The sequence below is a fragment of the Pseudomonas sp. GW456-L12 genome (assembly GCF_059424045.1).
Genome location: NZ_JBWKZA010000013.1, coordinates 58,554 through 73,044 on the forward strand (window position 1 = coordinate 58,554; position 14,491 = coordinate 73,044).

Here is a 14,491-nt window from a genome sequence, read left to right on the forward strand (position 1 = left end):
GGGCCTGTCCTTACTGAAGCTGTGCCAGCGCCTGGCGGAAGGCCGGCGGCAGGTTGTGGCCGAACTGCACCTTGCCGTCGGGCTGGGTGAAGATGCCGGTTTTCGCCAGCCACTGCTCGAACTCTGGCGCCGGTTTCAGGCCCAGGGTCTGGCGGGCGTAGAGCGCGTCGTGAAAGGAGGTGGTCTGGTAGTTGAGCATGATGTCGTCGGAGCCGGGGATGCCCATGATGAAGTTGATCCCGGCCACGCCCAGCAGGGTCAGCAGGGTGTCCATGTCGTCCTGGTCGGCTTCGGCGTGGTTGGTGTAGCAGATGTCGCAACCCATGGGTACGCCCAGCAGCTTGCCGCAGAAATGGTCTTCCAGACCGGCGCGGATGATCTGCTTGCCGTTGTACAGGTACTCCGGGCCGATGAAGCCGACCACGGTGTTCACCAGGAACGGCTTGAAGTGCCGGGCCACGGCATAGGCGCGGGTTTCGCAGGTCTGCTGGTCGACGCCGAAGTGGGCGTTGGCCGACAGCGCGCTGCCCTGGCCTGTCTCGAAATACATCAGGTTCTGCCCCAGGGTGCCGCGCTTGAGGCTCAGGCCGGCCTCGTAGCCTTCCTGCAACACATTGAGGTTGATGCCGAAACTGGCGTTGGCCGCCTCGGTGCCGGCGATCGACTGGAACACCAGGTCCAGCGGCACGCCACGGTTGATCGCCTCGATGGAGGTGGTGACGTGGGTCAGCACGCAGGCCTGGGTGGGGATTTCATAACGCTGGATGATGGCGTCGAGCATTTCCAGCAGGGCGCAGATCGAGGCGATGCTGTCGGTGGCCGGGTTGATGCCGATCATGGCGTCGCCGTTGCCGTAGAGCAGGCCGTCGAGAATGCTCGCGGCGATGCCCGCCGGTTCGTCGGTCGGGTGGTTGGGCTGCAGGCGGGTCGACAGGCGCCCGCGCAGGCCCAGGGTGCCACGGAATCGGGTGACCACGCGGATCTTCTGCGCCACCAGCACCAGGTCCTGGACGCGCATGATCTTCGATGCAGCGGCGGCCATTTCCGGGGTCAGCCCGGGTGCCAGGGCACGCAGGCTCTGTTCGTCGGCGGCGTCGCTGAGCAGCCAGTCGCGAAAGCCGCCGACCGTGAGGTGGCTGACGGTGGCGAAGGCGACCTTGTCGTGGGTGTCGATGATCAACCGGGTGACTTCATCGGTTTCGTAGGGGATCAGCGCCTCTTCGAGGAAGTGCTTGAGCGGAATATCCGCCAGGGTCATTTGCGCGGCGACCCGCTCGCCGTCGTTGAGGGCGGCGACGCCGGCCAGGAAGTCCCCGGAACGCGCCGGGCTGGCCTTGGCCATGACCTCCTTGAGGCTGTCGAAGCGGTAGGTCTGGGCGCCGATGGTGTGGGCAAATGCAGCCATGGTGCGAGATCCTCCAATCAAGATTTCATTCTGCTTTCGTGTGGGGGGCGGGCTTGCACTTCTATAAGGCAGGCACCAGGCACTGGGCCCGGTGCCGGTGCAACTCACACTCCTTCGAGCATAGCGTCCGCCGGTGCTTCGGAACGTTGCTTGGCGGTCAGCTGGAAGTACAGGTAACCGGCGGCCATGAAACCGAGGAACACACAGCCGATCAGGGTGTTGAACCAGGCCATCGCCACCAGGCACACCAGCGCCAGGAACAGCGCGATGGCCGGCACCACCGGATAACCCGGCGCGCGGAAGGTGCGCTCCAGATTCGGTTCGGTCCTGCGCAGTTTGAACAGGCTGAGCATACTGATGATGTACATCACAATCGCGCCGAATACCGACATGGTGATCATCGCCGCCGTCAGGGTCATGCCTTGCAGGTTGACCAGGCCGTCGCTGTAGATCGCTGCGATGCCGATCACGCCGCCGGCGATGATGGCCCGGTGCGGGGTTTGGAAGCGCGACAGCTTGGCCAGCCCTTTGGGCAGGTAGCCGGCGCGAGCGAGGGCGAAGAACTGCCGCGAGTAGCCAAGGATGATCCCGTGGAAGCTTGCCACTAGGCCGAACAGGCCGATCCACACCAGCATGTGCATCCAGGTCGAGTTGTTGCCGACCACGGCTTTCATCGCCTGGGGCAGCGGGTCGTTGATGTTCGATAGGGTGCGCCAGTCGCCGACGCCGCCGGCCATCACCATCACGCCGATGGCGAGGAACACCAGGGTCAGGATGCCGCTGACATAGGCCCGGGGAATCGTGCGTTTCGGGTCCTTGGCTTCCTCGGCGGCCATGGCCGCGCCTTCGATGGCGAGGAAGAACCAGATCGCAAACGGGATAGCGGCGAAGATCCCCGGAATAGAGCCCAGGGTGAACTCGTTGGCGCCCGACCAGCCGTTGAGCACGAAATTGCTGAAACTGAAGCCCGGTGCGACCACGCCCATGAATACCAGCAGTTCGGCCACCGCCAGTACGGTGACCACCAGTTCGAAGGTCGCGGCGATGCTGACACCGAGGATGTTCAGGGTCATGAACACAAAGTACGCGCCGACCGCCGCGATTTTCGGGTCGAGCCCCGGATATTGCACGTTGAGGTAGGCGCCGATGGCCATGGCGATGGCGGGCGGGGCGAACACGAACTCGATCAGGGTGGCGATGCCGGCGATCAATCCGCCTTTCTCGCCGAAGGCTCGGCGGCTGTAGGCGAACGGCCCGCCCGCATGGGGGATTGCGGTGGTCAGTTCGGTGAAACTGAAGATGAAACAGGTGTACATGGTCGCGACCATCAGGGCCGTGACCAGGAAGCCCAGGGTGCCGGCGGTGCCCCAGCCGTAACTCCAGCCGAAGTATTCGCCGGAAATCACCAGGCCGACGGCAATGCCCCACAGGTGCAGGGTGCCGAGTGTGGGTTTGAGCTGTGTGGTAGAAGTCATAAGTCCTCTCTGTCTCTTTTTATTGTTCGATCTGTTGGACTTTCAGGTGCAGCGTTTGAGGTGGATGGAAGCTGTTCACGCAGCGGCGGATACTGAACGACAGGTACGCAAGGCCCGTGCCAGAGCGGCCAGGCCGTGTGTGTCAGGTCATTGGGGACGCCTTTGCAGGCTTACCTGCAAAGGCGGTTGAACAGGCGACACCGAAGCCCCGGTGTCGCCACGGGGTTTTAGAAGAAGCCCAGCGGATTGATGTCGTAGCTCACCAGCAGGTTTTTGGTCTGCTGGTAGTGGTCGAGCATCATCTTGTGGGTTTCACGGCCGACGCCGGACTTCTTGTAACCGCCGAACGCCGCGTGGGCGGGGTACAGGTGGTAGCAGTTGGTCCACACACGACCGGCCTTGATCGCCCGGCCCATGCGGTAGGCGCGGTTGATGTCGCGGGTCCAGAGGCCGGCGCCAAGGCCGAACTCGGTGTCGTTGGCAATCGCCAGGGCTTCGGCTTCGTCCTTGAAGGTGGTGATGCTCACCACCGGGCCGAAGATTTCTTCCTGGAACACACGCATCTTGTTGTGGCCCTTGAGCAGGGTCGGCTGGATGTAATAACCGCTGGCCAGGTTGCCCTCGAGTTTCTCCACCTTGCCGCCGGTCAGCAGCTGCGCGCCTTCGCCCTTGGCGATTTCCAGGTACGAGAGGATCTTGTCGAACTGCTGCTCGGACGCCTGGGCGCCGACCATGGTGTCGGTGTCCAGCGGGTCGCCGCGCTTGATCTGCTCGACCTTTTTCATCACCACTTGCATGAACTCGTCGTAGATCGACTCTTCCACCAGGGCGCGCGACGGGCAGGTGCAGACTTCGCCCTGGTTGAAGAACGCCAGCACCAGGCCTTCGGCGGCCTTTTCGATGAAGCTCGGTTCGGCCTGCATGATGTCGGCGAAGAAGATGTTCGGCGACTTGCCGCCCAGTTCCACGGTGGACGGGATGATGTTCTCGGCGGCGCATTTCATGATGTGCGAGCCCACCGGCGTCGAACCGGTGAAGGCGATCTTGGCGATGCGCTTGCTGGTGGCCAGGGCTTCGCCGGCTTCTTTGCCGAAGCCTTGCACCACGTTGAGCACGCCCGGCGGCAGCAGGTCGCCGATCAGCTCCATCAGCACGCAGATGCCCAGCGGGGTCTGCTCGGCCGGCTTGAGTACCACACAGTTACCGGCGGCCAGGGCCGGGGCGAGCTTCCAGGCGGCCATCAACAGCGGGAAGTTCCACGGGATGATCTGCCCGACCACGCCCAGTGGTTCGTGAATGTGATAGGCCACGGTGTTGCCGTCGATTTCCGCGGCGCTGCCTTCCTGGGCCCGCAGGCAGCCAGCGAAGTAGCGGAAGTGGTCGGCGGCCAGGGGGATGTCGGCGTTGAGGGTTTCCCGCACGGCCTTGCCGTTGTCCCAGGTTTCGGTGATGGCCAGCAGTTCGAGGTTCTGTTCGATACGGTCGGCGATTTTCAGCAGGATCAGCGAGCGGGCCTGTGCCGAGGTGGCACCCCAGGCATCGGCGGCGGCATGGGCGGCGTCCAGGGCTTTCTCGATGTCTTCGGCGGTGGAGCGCGGGAACTCGGCGATCGGTTGGCCGTTTACTGGCGAGGTATTGGTGAAGTACTGACCTTTGACAGGCGCGACGAATTCGCCGCCGATGTAGTTACCGTATTTGCTCTTGAACGAAACGATAGCGCCTTCAGTACCGGGGTGTGCATAACGCATGGTGGGTATCTCCTGGCTTTTGTGCTTATAGGGGAGGACGCGCTGTTGCGCTTGTAAAAGCGTAGAGCAAAGCCCGGGCCACTGCGTTGCAGGCCAGGAAAATCAAGGGTTTGCGAATGTTTCAGCGGCTGCGTGCCGGGCGTATGTGGCAGTTGTGGCACAGGCTGGGTGACACTTTGTACCCTTTATGGCACAGCCCGTGACTCATTGGTCGAAGCAGCATTGCAATGCATCCATGGCTGGAGGATGCTGGTGGGCCGCGAGGATCTGAAGAACTCTTCTGTAGCCGCTGCCGCAGGCTGCGAACGACCGCGAAGCGGGCGCTGCTCTTCAGATCGCGGAAGCCCCTGCGGGGCTTGGCGCAGCCTGCGGCAGCGGCTACAGGTGGGTGCCTTCTGAGCAGTCAGCGCAGCAGGAGAACAATAAGAAATGCACAGCAATCACCTCACCCGGCACGCCCAGCAAGTGCTGACCGTGACCCAAGGCAAGGCCCATCTGCAGGGGCCCGGCAGCGATCCTTCCATCGCCCGCTCCTGGCTGCGTTGCCTGGAGGACTATCACCTCGACCCGGCCCTGAGCATGGCGCCCACCGTGCTCGAGCACGGCCGCCTGCTGGAAAGCCGCGAACGCCTGCAGCAGGTGCTGCAGATCGCCGGCAACGAGATGACCAGCCTGCACCAGCAGCTGTCCGGCGCCGGCCATGCGGTGCTGTTGACTGACGCCCGGGGAGTGATCCTCAACTGCGTCACCGCGCCCGCCGAGCGCAAGATTTTCGAACGCGCCGGGCTCTGGCTCGGCGCCGACTGGAGCGAGGCCTGCGAGGGCACCAACGGCATCGGCACCTGCCTGGTGGAGCGCCAGTCCCTGACCATCCACCAGGACGAACATTTCCGCGGTCGTCATACCGGCCTGACTTGCTCGGCCAGCCCGGTGTTCGACCCTCACGGTGAACTGCTGGCGGTGCTCGACGTTTCCTCGGCGCGCCCGGATGTGTCGCGCCAGAGCCAGTTCCACACCATGGCCTTGGTCAATCTCTCGGCGAAGATGATCGAGAGCTGCTATTTCCTGCGCTATTTCGACAATCAATGGTTGTTGCGTTTTCACCTGCAAGCCGAGTCCGTCGGCTTGTTCAGCGAAGGCTTGCTGGCATTCGACGGAGAAGGGCGGATCAGCGCGGTGAACCAGAGCGCCTTGAACCTGCTGGGGCATATTCGCGGCGGCTTGCTGGGCAAACCGGTGGAAGCCTTTTTCGACTGCTCGCTGGACGAGTTGCTGGGTCGCGCCAGTGTCAATGCCAGCGCCAGCTGGCCGCTGCGCACCCGTGATGGGCGGCACCTGTTCGCGGTGTTGCGTGGCCAGCCGCGCAGCGTACCGAAACCGCTGCCGCCGAGGACGGTGCTGGAGCGTCCGCGTCTGCCCGAGATCTGCCTGGGCGATGCGGCCCTGCAAGACGACTTCCGCAAATCCTTGCGGGTGTTCGAGCGCGATGTGCCGTTGCTGATCAACGGCGAAACCGGCTCCGGCAAGGAGGCGTTCGCCAAGGCGGTGCACCATGCCAGCCAGCGGGCGGAGAAAGCCTTCGTTGCCTTGAACTGCGCAGCAATTCCCGAAAGCCTGATCGAAAGCGAGCTGTTCGGTTATCGCGGCGGCACCTTCACCGGGGCGCGCAAGGAAGGCATGCGCGGCAAGTTGCAGCAGGCCGATGGCGGCACGTTGTTCCTCGATGAAATCGGCGATATGCCGCTGGCCTTGCAGACCCGCCTGTTGCGGGTGCTGGAGGACCGCATGGTGGTGCCTATCGGCGGCGAGCCGCAGGCGGTCAACGTGCGCATCATCAGCGCCACTCACCGGGACCTGCTGGAGCGGGTACGGGACGGCAGTTTCCGCGAGGATTTGTATTACCGGCTCAATGGCCTGGAAATCAGCTTGCCGGCGCTGCGCGAGCGCAGCGACAAATCCCAGTTGCTGGATTTTCTCCTGGCGCAGGAAGCCGGCGATCAGCAGGTCTCGCTCGACGGCCCGGCGCGCCAGGCCCTGCTGGACTTCCACTGGCCAGGCAACGTGCGGCAACTGCGCAACGTATTGCGCACCCTGGCGGCGCTCTGCGACGACGGACGCATCGGCCTGGAGGATGTGCCGGCGATGATTCGCCAAGGCCGCCCGGCGCCAATGCCGGCGGCTGCCGATGAAGCGGGCGGATACCCGCTGGACGATGCCGAACGCCTGGCCTTGCTCAATGCCCTGGAACAACAGCGCTGGCATATGACCCACACCGCCGAGCAGCTGGGGGTGAGCCGTAACACCCTCTATAGAAAGCTGCGCAAGCATGGGATCGCTCGCTAGGCGCGGCACCGGGTTATCGTTCATCGCGAGCAATCGAGCGTCGACCGGCTGCTCCTACAGAAAATGCGCATTCCTCTGTAGGAGCGAAGCTTGCTCGCGATAGGCGGCGCAGCCGCCGATACATCGGTAACCGCAGTCCAAGGCTCCAGCCGCGTTCGAGCGATTCCCCGGCAAAAGCCCCACAGAACTCGTCACAGCCTCCGGCAGCGACAACCGCGTGTTCCCCCATCAGCTAAAGAGTGCGATTTGCAGCCCTCTACGCTAACCTGCCTCGATGTTTTACGAGGCCTTCTATGCACATTCATATTCTCGGTATTTGCGGCACCTTCATGGGCTCGATGGCGGTTCTGGCCAAAGAACTGGGCCATCATGTCACCGGCTCCGATGCCAACGTCTACCCGCCGATGAGCACCCAGCTCGAAGCCCAGGGCATCGAGTTGACCCAGGGCTACGACCCGGCCCAGCTTGACCCGGCGCCGGACCTGGTGGTGATCGGCAATGCCATGTCCCGCGGCAACCCGGCGGTGGAATATGTGCTGAACAAGGGCCTGCCCTATGTTTCCGGCCCGCAATGGCTGGCCGACCATGTGCTGCAAGGCCGTTGGGTGCTGGCGGTGGCCGGCACGCACGGCAAGACCACCACCAGCAGCATGCTGGCCTGGGTGCTGGAGCATGCGGGCATGAGTCCGGGCTTCCTGATCGGTGGCGTGCCGCAGAACTTCTCGGTGTCGGCCCGCCTGGGCGACACGCCGTTCTTCGTAATCGAAGCCGATGAATACGACAGCGCCTTCTTCGACAAGCGCTCGAAGTTCGTGCACTACCGTCCGCGCACGGCGATCCTGAACAATCTCGAGTTCGATCACGCGGACATCTTTCCCGATCTGCCGGCGATCGAGCGGCAGTTCCACCACTTGGTGCGGACTATCCCGAGCGAAGGCCTGGTCATCCACCCGACTACCGAGCCGGCCCTGCAACGGGTGATCGACATGGGCTGCTGGACCCCGGTGCAAACCACCGGCGCGGGCGGCCAATGGCAGGTCAAGCTGCTCAGCGAAGACGGCTCGAAGTTCGAAGTGATGTTCGAAGGCGAGGCCCAAGGCGTGGTCGAGTGGGACCTGACCGGCCAACACAACGTCGCCAACGCCCTGGCCACCCTGGCCGCGGCGCGCCATGTCGGCGTGGTGCCGTCCATGGGCATCGCTGCGCTGAGCGCGTTCAAGAGCGTCAAGCGGCGGATGGAGAAGGTGGCTGAAGTCCATGGCATCACCATCTACGACGACTTCGCTCACCACCCGACCGCCATCGCCACCACCCTGGATGGCCTGCGCAAGCGCATCGGCGATGCGCCATTGATCGCGATCATCGAGCCGCGCTCCAACTCCATGAAGCTCGGCGCCCACCGTGACGGGCTGCCGGAAAGCGTCAACCAGGCCGATCAGGTGGTCTGGTACGCGCCGGCCAACCTCGGCTGGGACCTGGGCGCCACCGCCGCGCTGTGCAGCGTGCCGTCGATTGTCAGCGACTCCCTGGAAGGCATCATCGAGCGGGTGAAAAGCCAGGCCAAGCCGGGCACCCACGTGGTGATCATGAGCAACGGCGGCTTCGGCGGCCTGCACGGCAAGCTGGCCGAGGCACTGCGATGAACAACGGCCCGGAACGCATCACCCTGGCGATGACCGGCGCCTCGGGCGCCCAGTACGGCCTGCGCCTGCTCGATTGCCTGGTGCGCGAAGATCGTGAAGTGCACTTCCTGATCTCCAAGGCCGCGCAGTTGGTGATGGCGACCGAGACCGACGTGACCCTGCCATCCAAGCCGCAGACCATGCAGGCCTTCCTCACCGAGTACACCGGTGCGGCAGCCGGGCAGATCCGCGTGTATGGCAAGGAAGACTGGATGTCGCCGGTGGCCTCGGGCTCCGGTTCGCCGGCGGCGATGGTGGTGGTGCCTTGCTCCACCGGTACCTTGTCGGCCATCGCCACGGGCGCCTGCAACAACCTGATCGAGCGGGCGGCGGATGTCACCCTGAAGGAACGCCGCCAGTTGATCCTGGTACCACGCGAGGCGCCTTACTCGAGCATCCACCTGGAGAATATGCTGAAGCTGTCGAACATGGGCGTGACCATTCTGCCGGCCTCTCCGGGTTTCTATCACCAGCCGCAGACCATCGACGACCTGGTGGATTTTGTCGTGGCGCGGATTCTCAACCTGTTGAATATCCCGCAAGACATGCTGCCGCGGTGGGGCGAGCATCATCTGAGCAGCGATGAGTAAGTCGCTGCTGATCCTGCTGGTCGCCCTGCAACTGGGCGGCTGCGCCACGGCACGCACGCTGAACGCGGCCAAGCCGGGCGCGCCGGTGGTGTATTCCGGGACGCGCCTGGATCTGTATGTGATGCAGGGCGGTTGTTGCCCGATGGATCGCTTCGGTGCCGAAGCACCGAGCTATCCGGGGGGCGATCTGCCGGCCAGCGCCTTGCTCGACACGCTGCTGTTGCCGCTGTCGGTGCTGACGGTATTGGGGGTTGGTTTCCAGGCTACAGGCGGGTTGTAACGACCTTGTAGCCGCTGCCGAAGGCTGCGATCAGTCGCGTAGCGGCCGTAGAGGCGGGCGGCGCGGTGGTGCGGCAAATCGCGTCGTCAGGATTGCGCCTGCTGCGCAGTCGATCGCAGCCTGCGGCAGCGGCTACAGGCGCGATCCATGGCGTTTATTTGCCCAGCTTGCGCAATTCGTCGGACTCGACGATCCGCACGCCATCCTGCTCTTCCAGCGCCAGGCGCCACATGGCCCGGGCCAGATGGCAGGCTTCGATGCCGTGGTATTTGCCGGGAATCAGCTTGGACAGCGGGCCGGCCAGCTGTTCGGCGAGACGTGGTTCGATGCGTTCGCCAAGCAGCAGCGACGGCCGGCAAATAGTCAGTTGCGGCCAGTCCTGGGCCTTCAGCGCCTGTTCCATTTCGCCTTTGACCCGGTTGTAGAAAATCGAGGATTTCGCGTCCGCGCCCAGGGCGCTGATCACCACCAGGTGCCGCGCACCCATCTCCCGCGCGCGTTTGCCGAAGGCCACCACCAGGTCCAGGTCGACGGCGCGGAACGCCTGTTCGGAGCCGGCTTTCTTGATAGTGGTGCCCAGGCAGCAGAACGCCAGGTCCACCCTGCCGCTGAGCTGCGGCAGGAGTACCGCCGGCTCGCCGACCGGGTTTTCCAGGCGCGGATGTTCGCTCAAGGGGCGCCGGCTGGGCGCCAGTACGCGGGTTACCGTGGGTTCGTTGAGCAGGCGGTCGAGCAAGTGCTCGCCAGTCAGGCCGGTCGCGCCGGCGAGCAAGATATGCTGAGGCGTCAAGTACATAATGTTTCCCCCTTGATACTGTTTCAGCTTAGTTGCTCTTTGCTTCCTTGCTGTCGTTGGCGGCGCTTTGCAGCGCCTTTCGTGCTTGTTGCTTGCGCAGATGCTGCCAGTGCGCCAAGACCCCCTTGGGCGCCCAGATCTGCGGTTCGGAGGCTTCGAAGTTGTCCGCCAGTTCACGTTCGGCCACGGTCGCCCGGGCCAGCTTGAAGGCCTGTTCCAGGTCGTCGGTCTGGTTCAGCGCCTGGGCGAACAGGGCGTCGCCGAAGTAGGTGAAGTCGGCTTCTTCCGAGCAGCCGAACGATACGCGGTCGGCCTGCGAAGCGGTCATGATCAGGGTCCGCTCATCCTTGAGCGCGGGAATGAACCCGCCGGAATAACAGGCCGAGATCACGATGATCTTGTCGCGGTTCTTCAGTGGCGCCAGTACCGCGGCCAACTCGTCGGCCGGCAGGTCGGCCAGCTCCAGGCGTGGCTGGTCGAGCACCAGTTCGTGTTCGCTGGTGCCGTGGCTGGTCAGGTAGATAAACAGCAGGTCTTCCGGGCCGCTGCGTTCGGCCAGGACCTGTACCGCGCGCCGCAGGTTTTCCCGGGTGGCCATGGGCCGGCTGTCGAGGCGGTCGCGATGGTTGACCAGGCGGATCTGCCCGTAAGCGCCGAAGCGGGTGGCGAGCATGTTGCTGACATAGTCGGCCTCGCGCAGAAACACGCTTTGCTTGCCATCGCCGGCCAGCGTCAGGCTGTAGAGCTCGATGGCGGGGGTCGACGCCGGCACTGCGCTGAGGGCGTCGTCGAGCAGGCGGCCCTGGGCCAGCAGGCCGGTCTCCAGTGGGTCGGGCAACAGTCGGCCGTCGGCATCGCGAACCCGCAGGCCATTGATCCAGTCGCCGCTTTGCACGGTGCCATCGCGCAGCACCAGCACGCCGTGGCCCTGGTAGTTGTCGCCTTCGAAGCCGCCGATATAGAAGCTGCCGTCGCTGAGGTTCAGGCGGCCCTGGCCGCTGAAGCGCCAGTCGCTGAAACGGCCGATGTAGTGGCTGCCGTCGACGCCGATCAGCTCTCCCTTGCCACTGAGGGCACCTTCCTTGAACTGGCCGATCCAGACATCGCCGTCGGCGTTTTCGTAGCGGCCCTTGCCGCTGAGCTGGTTCTGTTTGAAGCCGCCGATGTAAAGATCGCCCTCGGCGCTGCTGAAGGTGCCGTTGCCTTCCAGCTGGCCATCGACGAAGTGGCCGCTGAACTGGTTGCCGCTGGCATCGCTGCGCTGGCCTTCGCCGTTGGGTTTGCCGCGGGAGAACTGGCCCTGGTACTGGCTGCCGTCTTCCAGTTCGAGACGGCCGAGCCCGGAATACAGGTCGGACTTGAATTCGCCGCGGTAGGTCATGCCGCGTTCCTTGAGGGTGCCTTCACCGTCGCGCCGGCCCAGTTTGAAACCGCCGGTGTAGCTGCTGTCCTTGGTGGTCAGGCTGCCCTGGCCGTGGAACAGGCCCTGCTGGAATTGACCGCGGTAGACCTCGCCGTCGCTGCCGTGCCATTCGCCCTGGCCGTGCCACTGGCCGGCGTCGAACTGGCCGGCATACCAGCTGCCGTTGGGGTAGTCGATGCGCCCCTGGCCTTGCAGCAACCCGTTGACCACATCACCGCGGTAGCGGCCACCGTCCGGCAGACGGGCATCGGGAGGCAGCAGCGATTCGCCGTCTCCACATGCGGTGAGCAACAGGGTCAGAGCCAGGGGTACAAGTGGGCGCATAGCGGGATCCGGATAATTAGGGGACCGAGTATGCCGCAGCAACGAGGCTTATATATAGAGAGGCTGCGCGAAACAGCGTGAGCTGTTTCGCATCAGGAAGGTTTCAGACAAAGCAGAGGGACAAGGGCTCGGCGATGTAGGCTGGTTTTTCCTGGCCTTCGATTTCCAGTGTGGCGGTGGCCTTGAGCAGCCATTGGCCGGGTTTCTTCTCGGTGACGTCCACCAGGTCGACCTTGAGGCGGACCCTGGAATCGACCTTGACCGGCTGGATGAAGCGCACGCTGTCCAGGCCGTAGTTGACCACCATCTTCAGACCCTCGGGCAGGATCAGGATGTCTTCCATCAGTTTCGGGATCAGCGACAGCGACAGGAAACCGTGGGCGATGGTGCTGCCGAACGGCGTCTGGGCGGCTTTCACCGGGTCGACGTGGATGAACTGGAAGTCACCCGTGGCTTCGGCGAACAGGTTGATACGCTGCTGATCGATGGTGAGCCATTCGGAACGTCCTAGTTCCTTTCCGACATAATCTTTGAGCTCTGCAACAGGAACATACGGCATTGAGACTCTCCTTGGGTTTATCGGTTTTATCGTTCTAAGCGGACGGGGGCCGTACCCCCTGACCACCCACTGTAGATCATCATGGGGGTTTGCTCCGGTCAACCTTCCATGCTTTTGGCGAATGCCGGCCCATAGCGTTCGCGTGCTTATAATGCCCGGCGTTTTTTCGGGGGAGATGAGAGATGTTGTTACGCGGTCTGACATGGCTGGTGCTGTTTCAATTGCTCGGCACGGCGATCAATCATCTGTTCCTGCCGATCCTGCCGGGGCCGATTGTCGGCCTGCTGTTGCTGCTGATCTTCCTGGTGGCGCGCGGCGAGGTGGGCGAGCCGCTGAACCTGGCCGCCTCCAGCCTCCTGCGTTACCTGCCGCTGTTGCTGGTGCCGCCCGCGGTGGGCGTGATGGTGTACGCGGCGGATATCGCCGCGGACTTCTGGGCGATAGTCGGCGCGCTGGTGTTGTCGCTGGTGATCTCCATGGCCTTCGTCGGCGTGCTGATGCAGCGGCTGGTCAAGCGCCACGGACATCGGGAGGGCGGCCAATGATGTTCGATTGGCAGGGCGCCTGGGCGTCGGTGATCCACCATCCATTGTTCGGCATCGGCATTACCCTGGGCGCCTATCAACTGGTGCTCGCGGCCTTCGAGAAAACCCGCTGGATCTTTCTGCAACCGGTGCTGGTCTCCATGTTGCTGGTGATCGGCGTGCTGCTGAGCTGTGGCTTGAGCTACGCCGAGTACCGCAAGAGCACGGAGATCCTGAGCATTCTCCTGGGGCCGGCCACGGTGGCGCTGGCCGTACCGCTGTACCTCAACCTGCGGCGGATTCGACAGTTGTTCTGGCCGATATTTACTACGCTGGTGATTGGAGGGGTGGTCGCCACCGGCCTGGGCGTACTGCTGGGATGGTGGTTCGGTGCCGAGAACATGATCCTGATGACCATGGCGCCGAAATCGGTGACCTCGCCGATCGCCATGCTGGTGGCCGAACAGATTGGCGGTGTCGCAGCGCTGGCCGCGGTATTCGTATTGATCACCGGGGTGATCGGGGCGATTTTCGGTCCGGCCATCCTCAACCGCCTGCAGGTGCATAGCCCGGAAGCCCGGGGCATGGCGCTGGGCATGACGGCTCACGCGGTGGGCACTTCGGTGGCCTTGCAGGAAAGTGACGAGTGCGGTGCTTTCGCGGCGCTGGCGATGAGTCTGATGGGTGTGGCCACGGCGGTCTTCCTGCCGTTGGCGGTGTCGTTGGTGGTTTAAGGAAACCTGTATGAGCCTGGCGCTTTTCCCGCTGAACACGGTGCTGTTCCCCGACTGCATTCTCGACTTGCAGATTTTCGAGGCGCGCTACCTGGACATGATCGGTCGCTGCATGAAACAGGGCAGCGGCTTCGGCGTGGTGTGCATCCTCGAAGGCGAAGAGGTGGGCATCGCCCCGGAAGGTTTTGCGCGGGTGGGCTGTGAAGCGCTGATCACCGACTTCCATCAGCAGGACAACGGCCTGTTGGGGATTCGGGTCAAGGGCGGGCGGCGTTTTCGGGTGCTGAGCAGCGAAGTGCAGCGCGATCAGTTGCGGGTGGCTGAAGTCGAGTGGCTGGACGAGGCGCCGGAGCGGCCGCTGCAGGATGAAGACGGGGACCTGATCGCCTTGCTCAAGGCGCTGGCCGAACACCCGATGGTTGAAGCCCTGAACATGGGCACCGAAGCCACCGGCCAGCAGTCGCTGGCCAACCAGCTGGCCTACCTGTTGCCGTTCTCCGAGCTGGACAAGATCGACCTGCTGCAACTGGACGATCCGCAGCAACGCCTGGATGCGATCCAGGCGTTGCTGGACGAGTTGCAGGGCGAACTGTTCGCCTGATCCTGAT

13 protein-coding genes are annotated in these 14,491 nt (G+C 63.8%); 7 read left to right on the plus strand and 6 right to left on the minus strand.

The features are described from left to right. Positions 1–10: 10 nt before the first annotated feature. The 3 genes from AC07Y9_RS17745 to exaC all read right to left on the minus strand — a co-directional run bounded on the left by AC07Y9_RS17745 (position 11) and on the right by exaC (position 4,628). Entirely contained in the window at positions 11–1,405 is a 1,395-nt protein-coding gene (locus tag AC07Y9_RS17745) for an ethanolamine ammonia-lyase subunit EutB (protein WP_102679457.1), read from the minus strand. 104 nt (positions 1,406–1,509) lie between these two features. Then, positions 1,510–2,880, minus strand: a complete 1,371-nt coding sequence (gene eat, locus AC07Y9_RS17750) for an ethanolamine permease (RefSeq protein WP_087091881.1) — start codon at positions 2,878–2,880, stop codon at positions 1,510–1,512. A gap of 227 nt (positions 2,881–3,107) precedes the next feature. Next, a complete protein-coding gene (exaC, locus tag AC07Y9_RS17755; protein WP_009045801.1) occupies positions 3,108–4,628 on the minus strand; it encodes an acetaldehyde dehydrogenase ExaC in 1,521 nt (506 codons plus the stop codon). A 429-nt stretch (positions 4,629–5,057) separates the two neighbouring features. Between exaC and AC07Y9_RS17760 the strand changes: the two genes are divergently transcribed. The 4 genes from AC07Y9_RS17760 (at position 5,058) to AC07Y9_RS17775 (ending at position 9,523) form a co-directional block, all read left to right on the plus strand. Further along, positions 5,058–6,971, plus strand: a complete 1,914-nt coding sequence (locus AC07Y9_RS17760; protein ID WP_102679458.1) for a sigma-54-dependent Fis family transcriptional regulator — start codon at positions 5,058–5,060, stop codon at positions 6,969–6,971. A gap of 293 nt (positions 6,972–7,264) precedes the next feature. Next, positions 7,265–8,614, plus strand: a complete 1,350-nt coding sequence (gene mpl / locus AC07Y9_RS17765; protein WP_092420621.1) for a UDP-N-acetylmuramate:L-alanyl-gamma-D-glutamyl-meso-diaminopimelate ligase — start codon at positions 7,265–7,267, stop codon at positions 8,612–8,614. Then, positions 8,611–9,243 carry a flavin prenyltransferase UbiX gene (gene ubiX, locus AC07Y9_RS17770; RefSeq protein WP_007927126.1) on the plus strand — a complete coding sequence of 211 codons (633 nt, stop codon included), beginning with the start codon at positions 8,611–8,613 and terminating at the stop codon, positions 9,241–9,243. The genes mpl and ubiX overlap by 4 nt, the downstream gene beginning before the upstream one ends. Continuing rightward, positions 9,236–9,523, plus strand: coding sequence for a YceK/YidQ family lipoprotein (locus AC07Y9_RS17775; protein WP_102679459.1), 288 nt, complete (start codon positions 9,236–9,238; stop codon positions 9,521–9,523). The genes ubiX and AC07Y9_RS17775 overlap by 8 nt, the downstream gene beginning before the upstream one ends. A 154-nt stretch (positions 9,524–9,677) precedes the next feature. Here AC07Y9_RS17775 and AC07Y9_RS17780 read toward each other — a convergent pair whose 3' ends face one another. The 3 genes from AC07Y9_RS17780 to AC07Y9_RS17790 form a co-directional block, all read right to left on the minus strand. Beyond that, a complete protein-coding gene (locus tag AC07Y9_RS17780) occupies positions 9,678–10,319 on the minus strand; it encodes an oxidoreductase (RefSeq protein ID WP_007927124.1) in 642 nt (213 codons plus the stop codon). A gap of 28 nt (positions 10,320–10,347) precedes the next feature. Next, a complete protein-coding gene (locus AC07Y9_RS17785) occupies positions 10,348–12,066 on the minus strand; it encodes a C13 family peptidase (RefSeq protein WP_102679460.1) in 1,719 nt (572 codons plus the stop codon). Between the two features lie 103 nt (positions 12,067–12,169). Beyond that, positions 12,170–12,625 (minus strand): MaoC family dehydratase, encoded by a 456-nt coding sequence (locus tag AC07Y9_RS17790; RefSeq protein ID WP_087091885.1) that lies wholly within the window; start codon positions 12,623–12,625, stop codon positions 12,170–12,172. Between the two features lie 182 nt (positions 12,626–12,807). Here AC07Y9_RS17790 and AC07Y9_RS17795 point away from each other — a divergent pair, with 182 nt between their 5' ends. Genes AC07Y9_RS17795 through AC07Y9_RS17805 form a run of 3 tightly spaced genes read left to right on the plus strand, consistent with a single transcriptional unit; the run spans position 12,808 to position 14,484 of the window. Next, on the plus strand, positions 12,808–13,170 hold the full coding sequence (locus tag AC07Y9_RS17795) for a CidA/LrgA family protein (protein ID WP_009045794.1): 363 nt from the start codon (positions 12,808–12,810) through the stop codon (positions 13,168–13,170). Further along, positions 13,167–13,883 (plus strand): LrgB family protein, encoded by a 717-nt coding sequence (locus AC07Y9_RS17800; protein WP_007927117.1) that lies wholly within the window; start codon positions 13,167–13,169, stop codon positions 13,881–13,883. Before AC07Y9_RS17795 ends, AC07Y9_RS17800 begins: the two co-directional genes overlap by 4 nt. A gap of 10 nt (positions 13,884–13,893) precedes the next feature. Beyond that, a complete protein-coding gene (locus AC07Y9_RS17805; RefSeq protein ID WP_007927116.1) occupies positions 13,894–14,484 on the plus strand; it encodes an LON peptidase substrate-binding domain-containing protein in 591 nt (196 codons plus the stop codon). Positions 14,485–14,491: the final 7 nt, after the last annotated feature.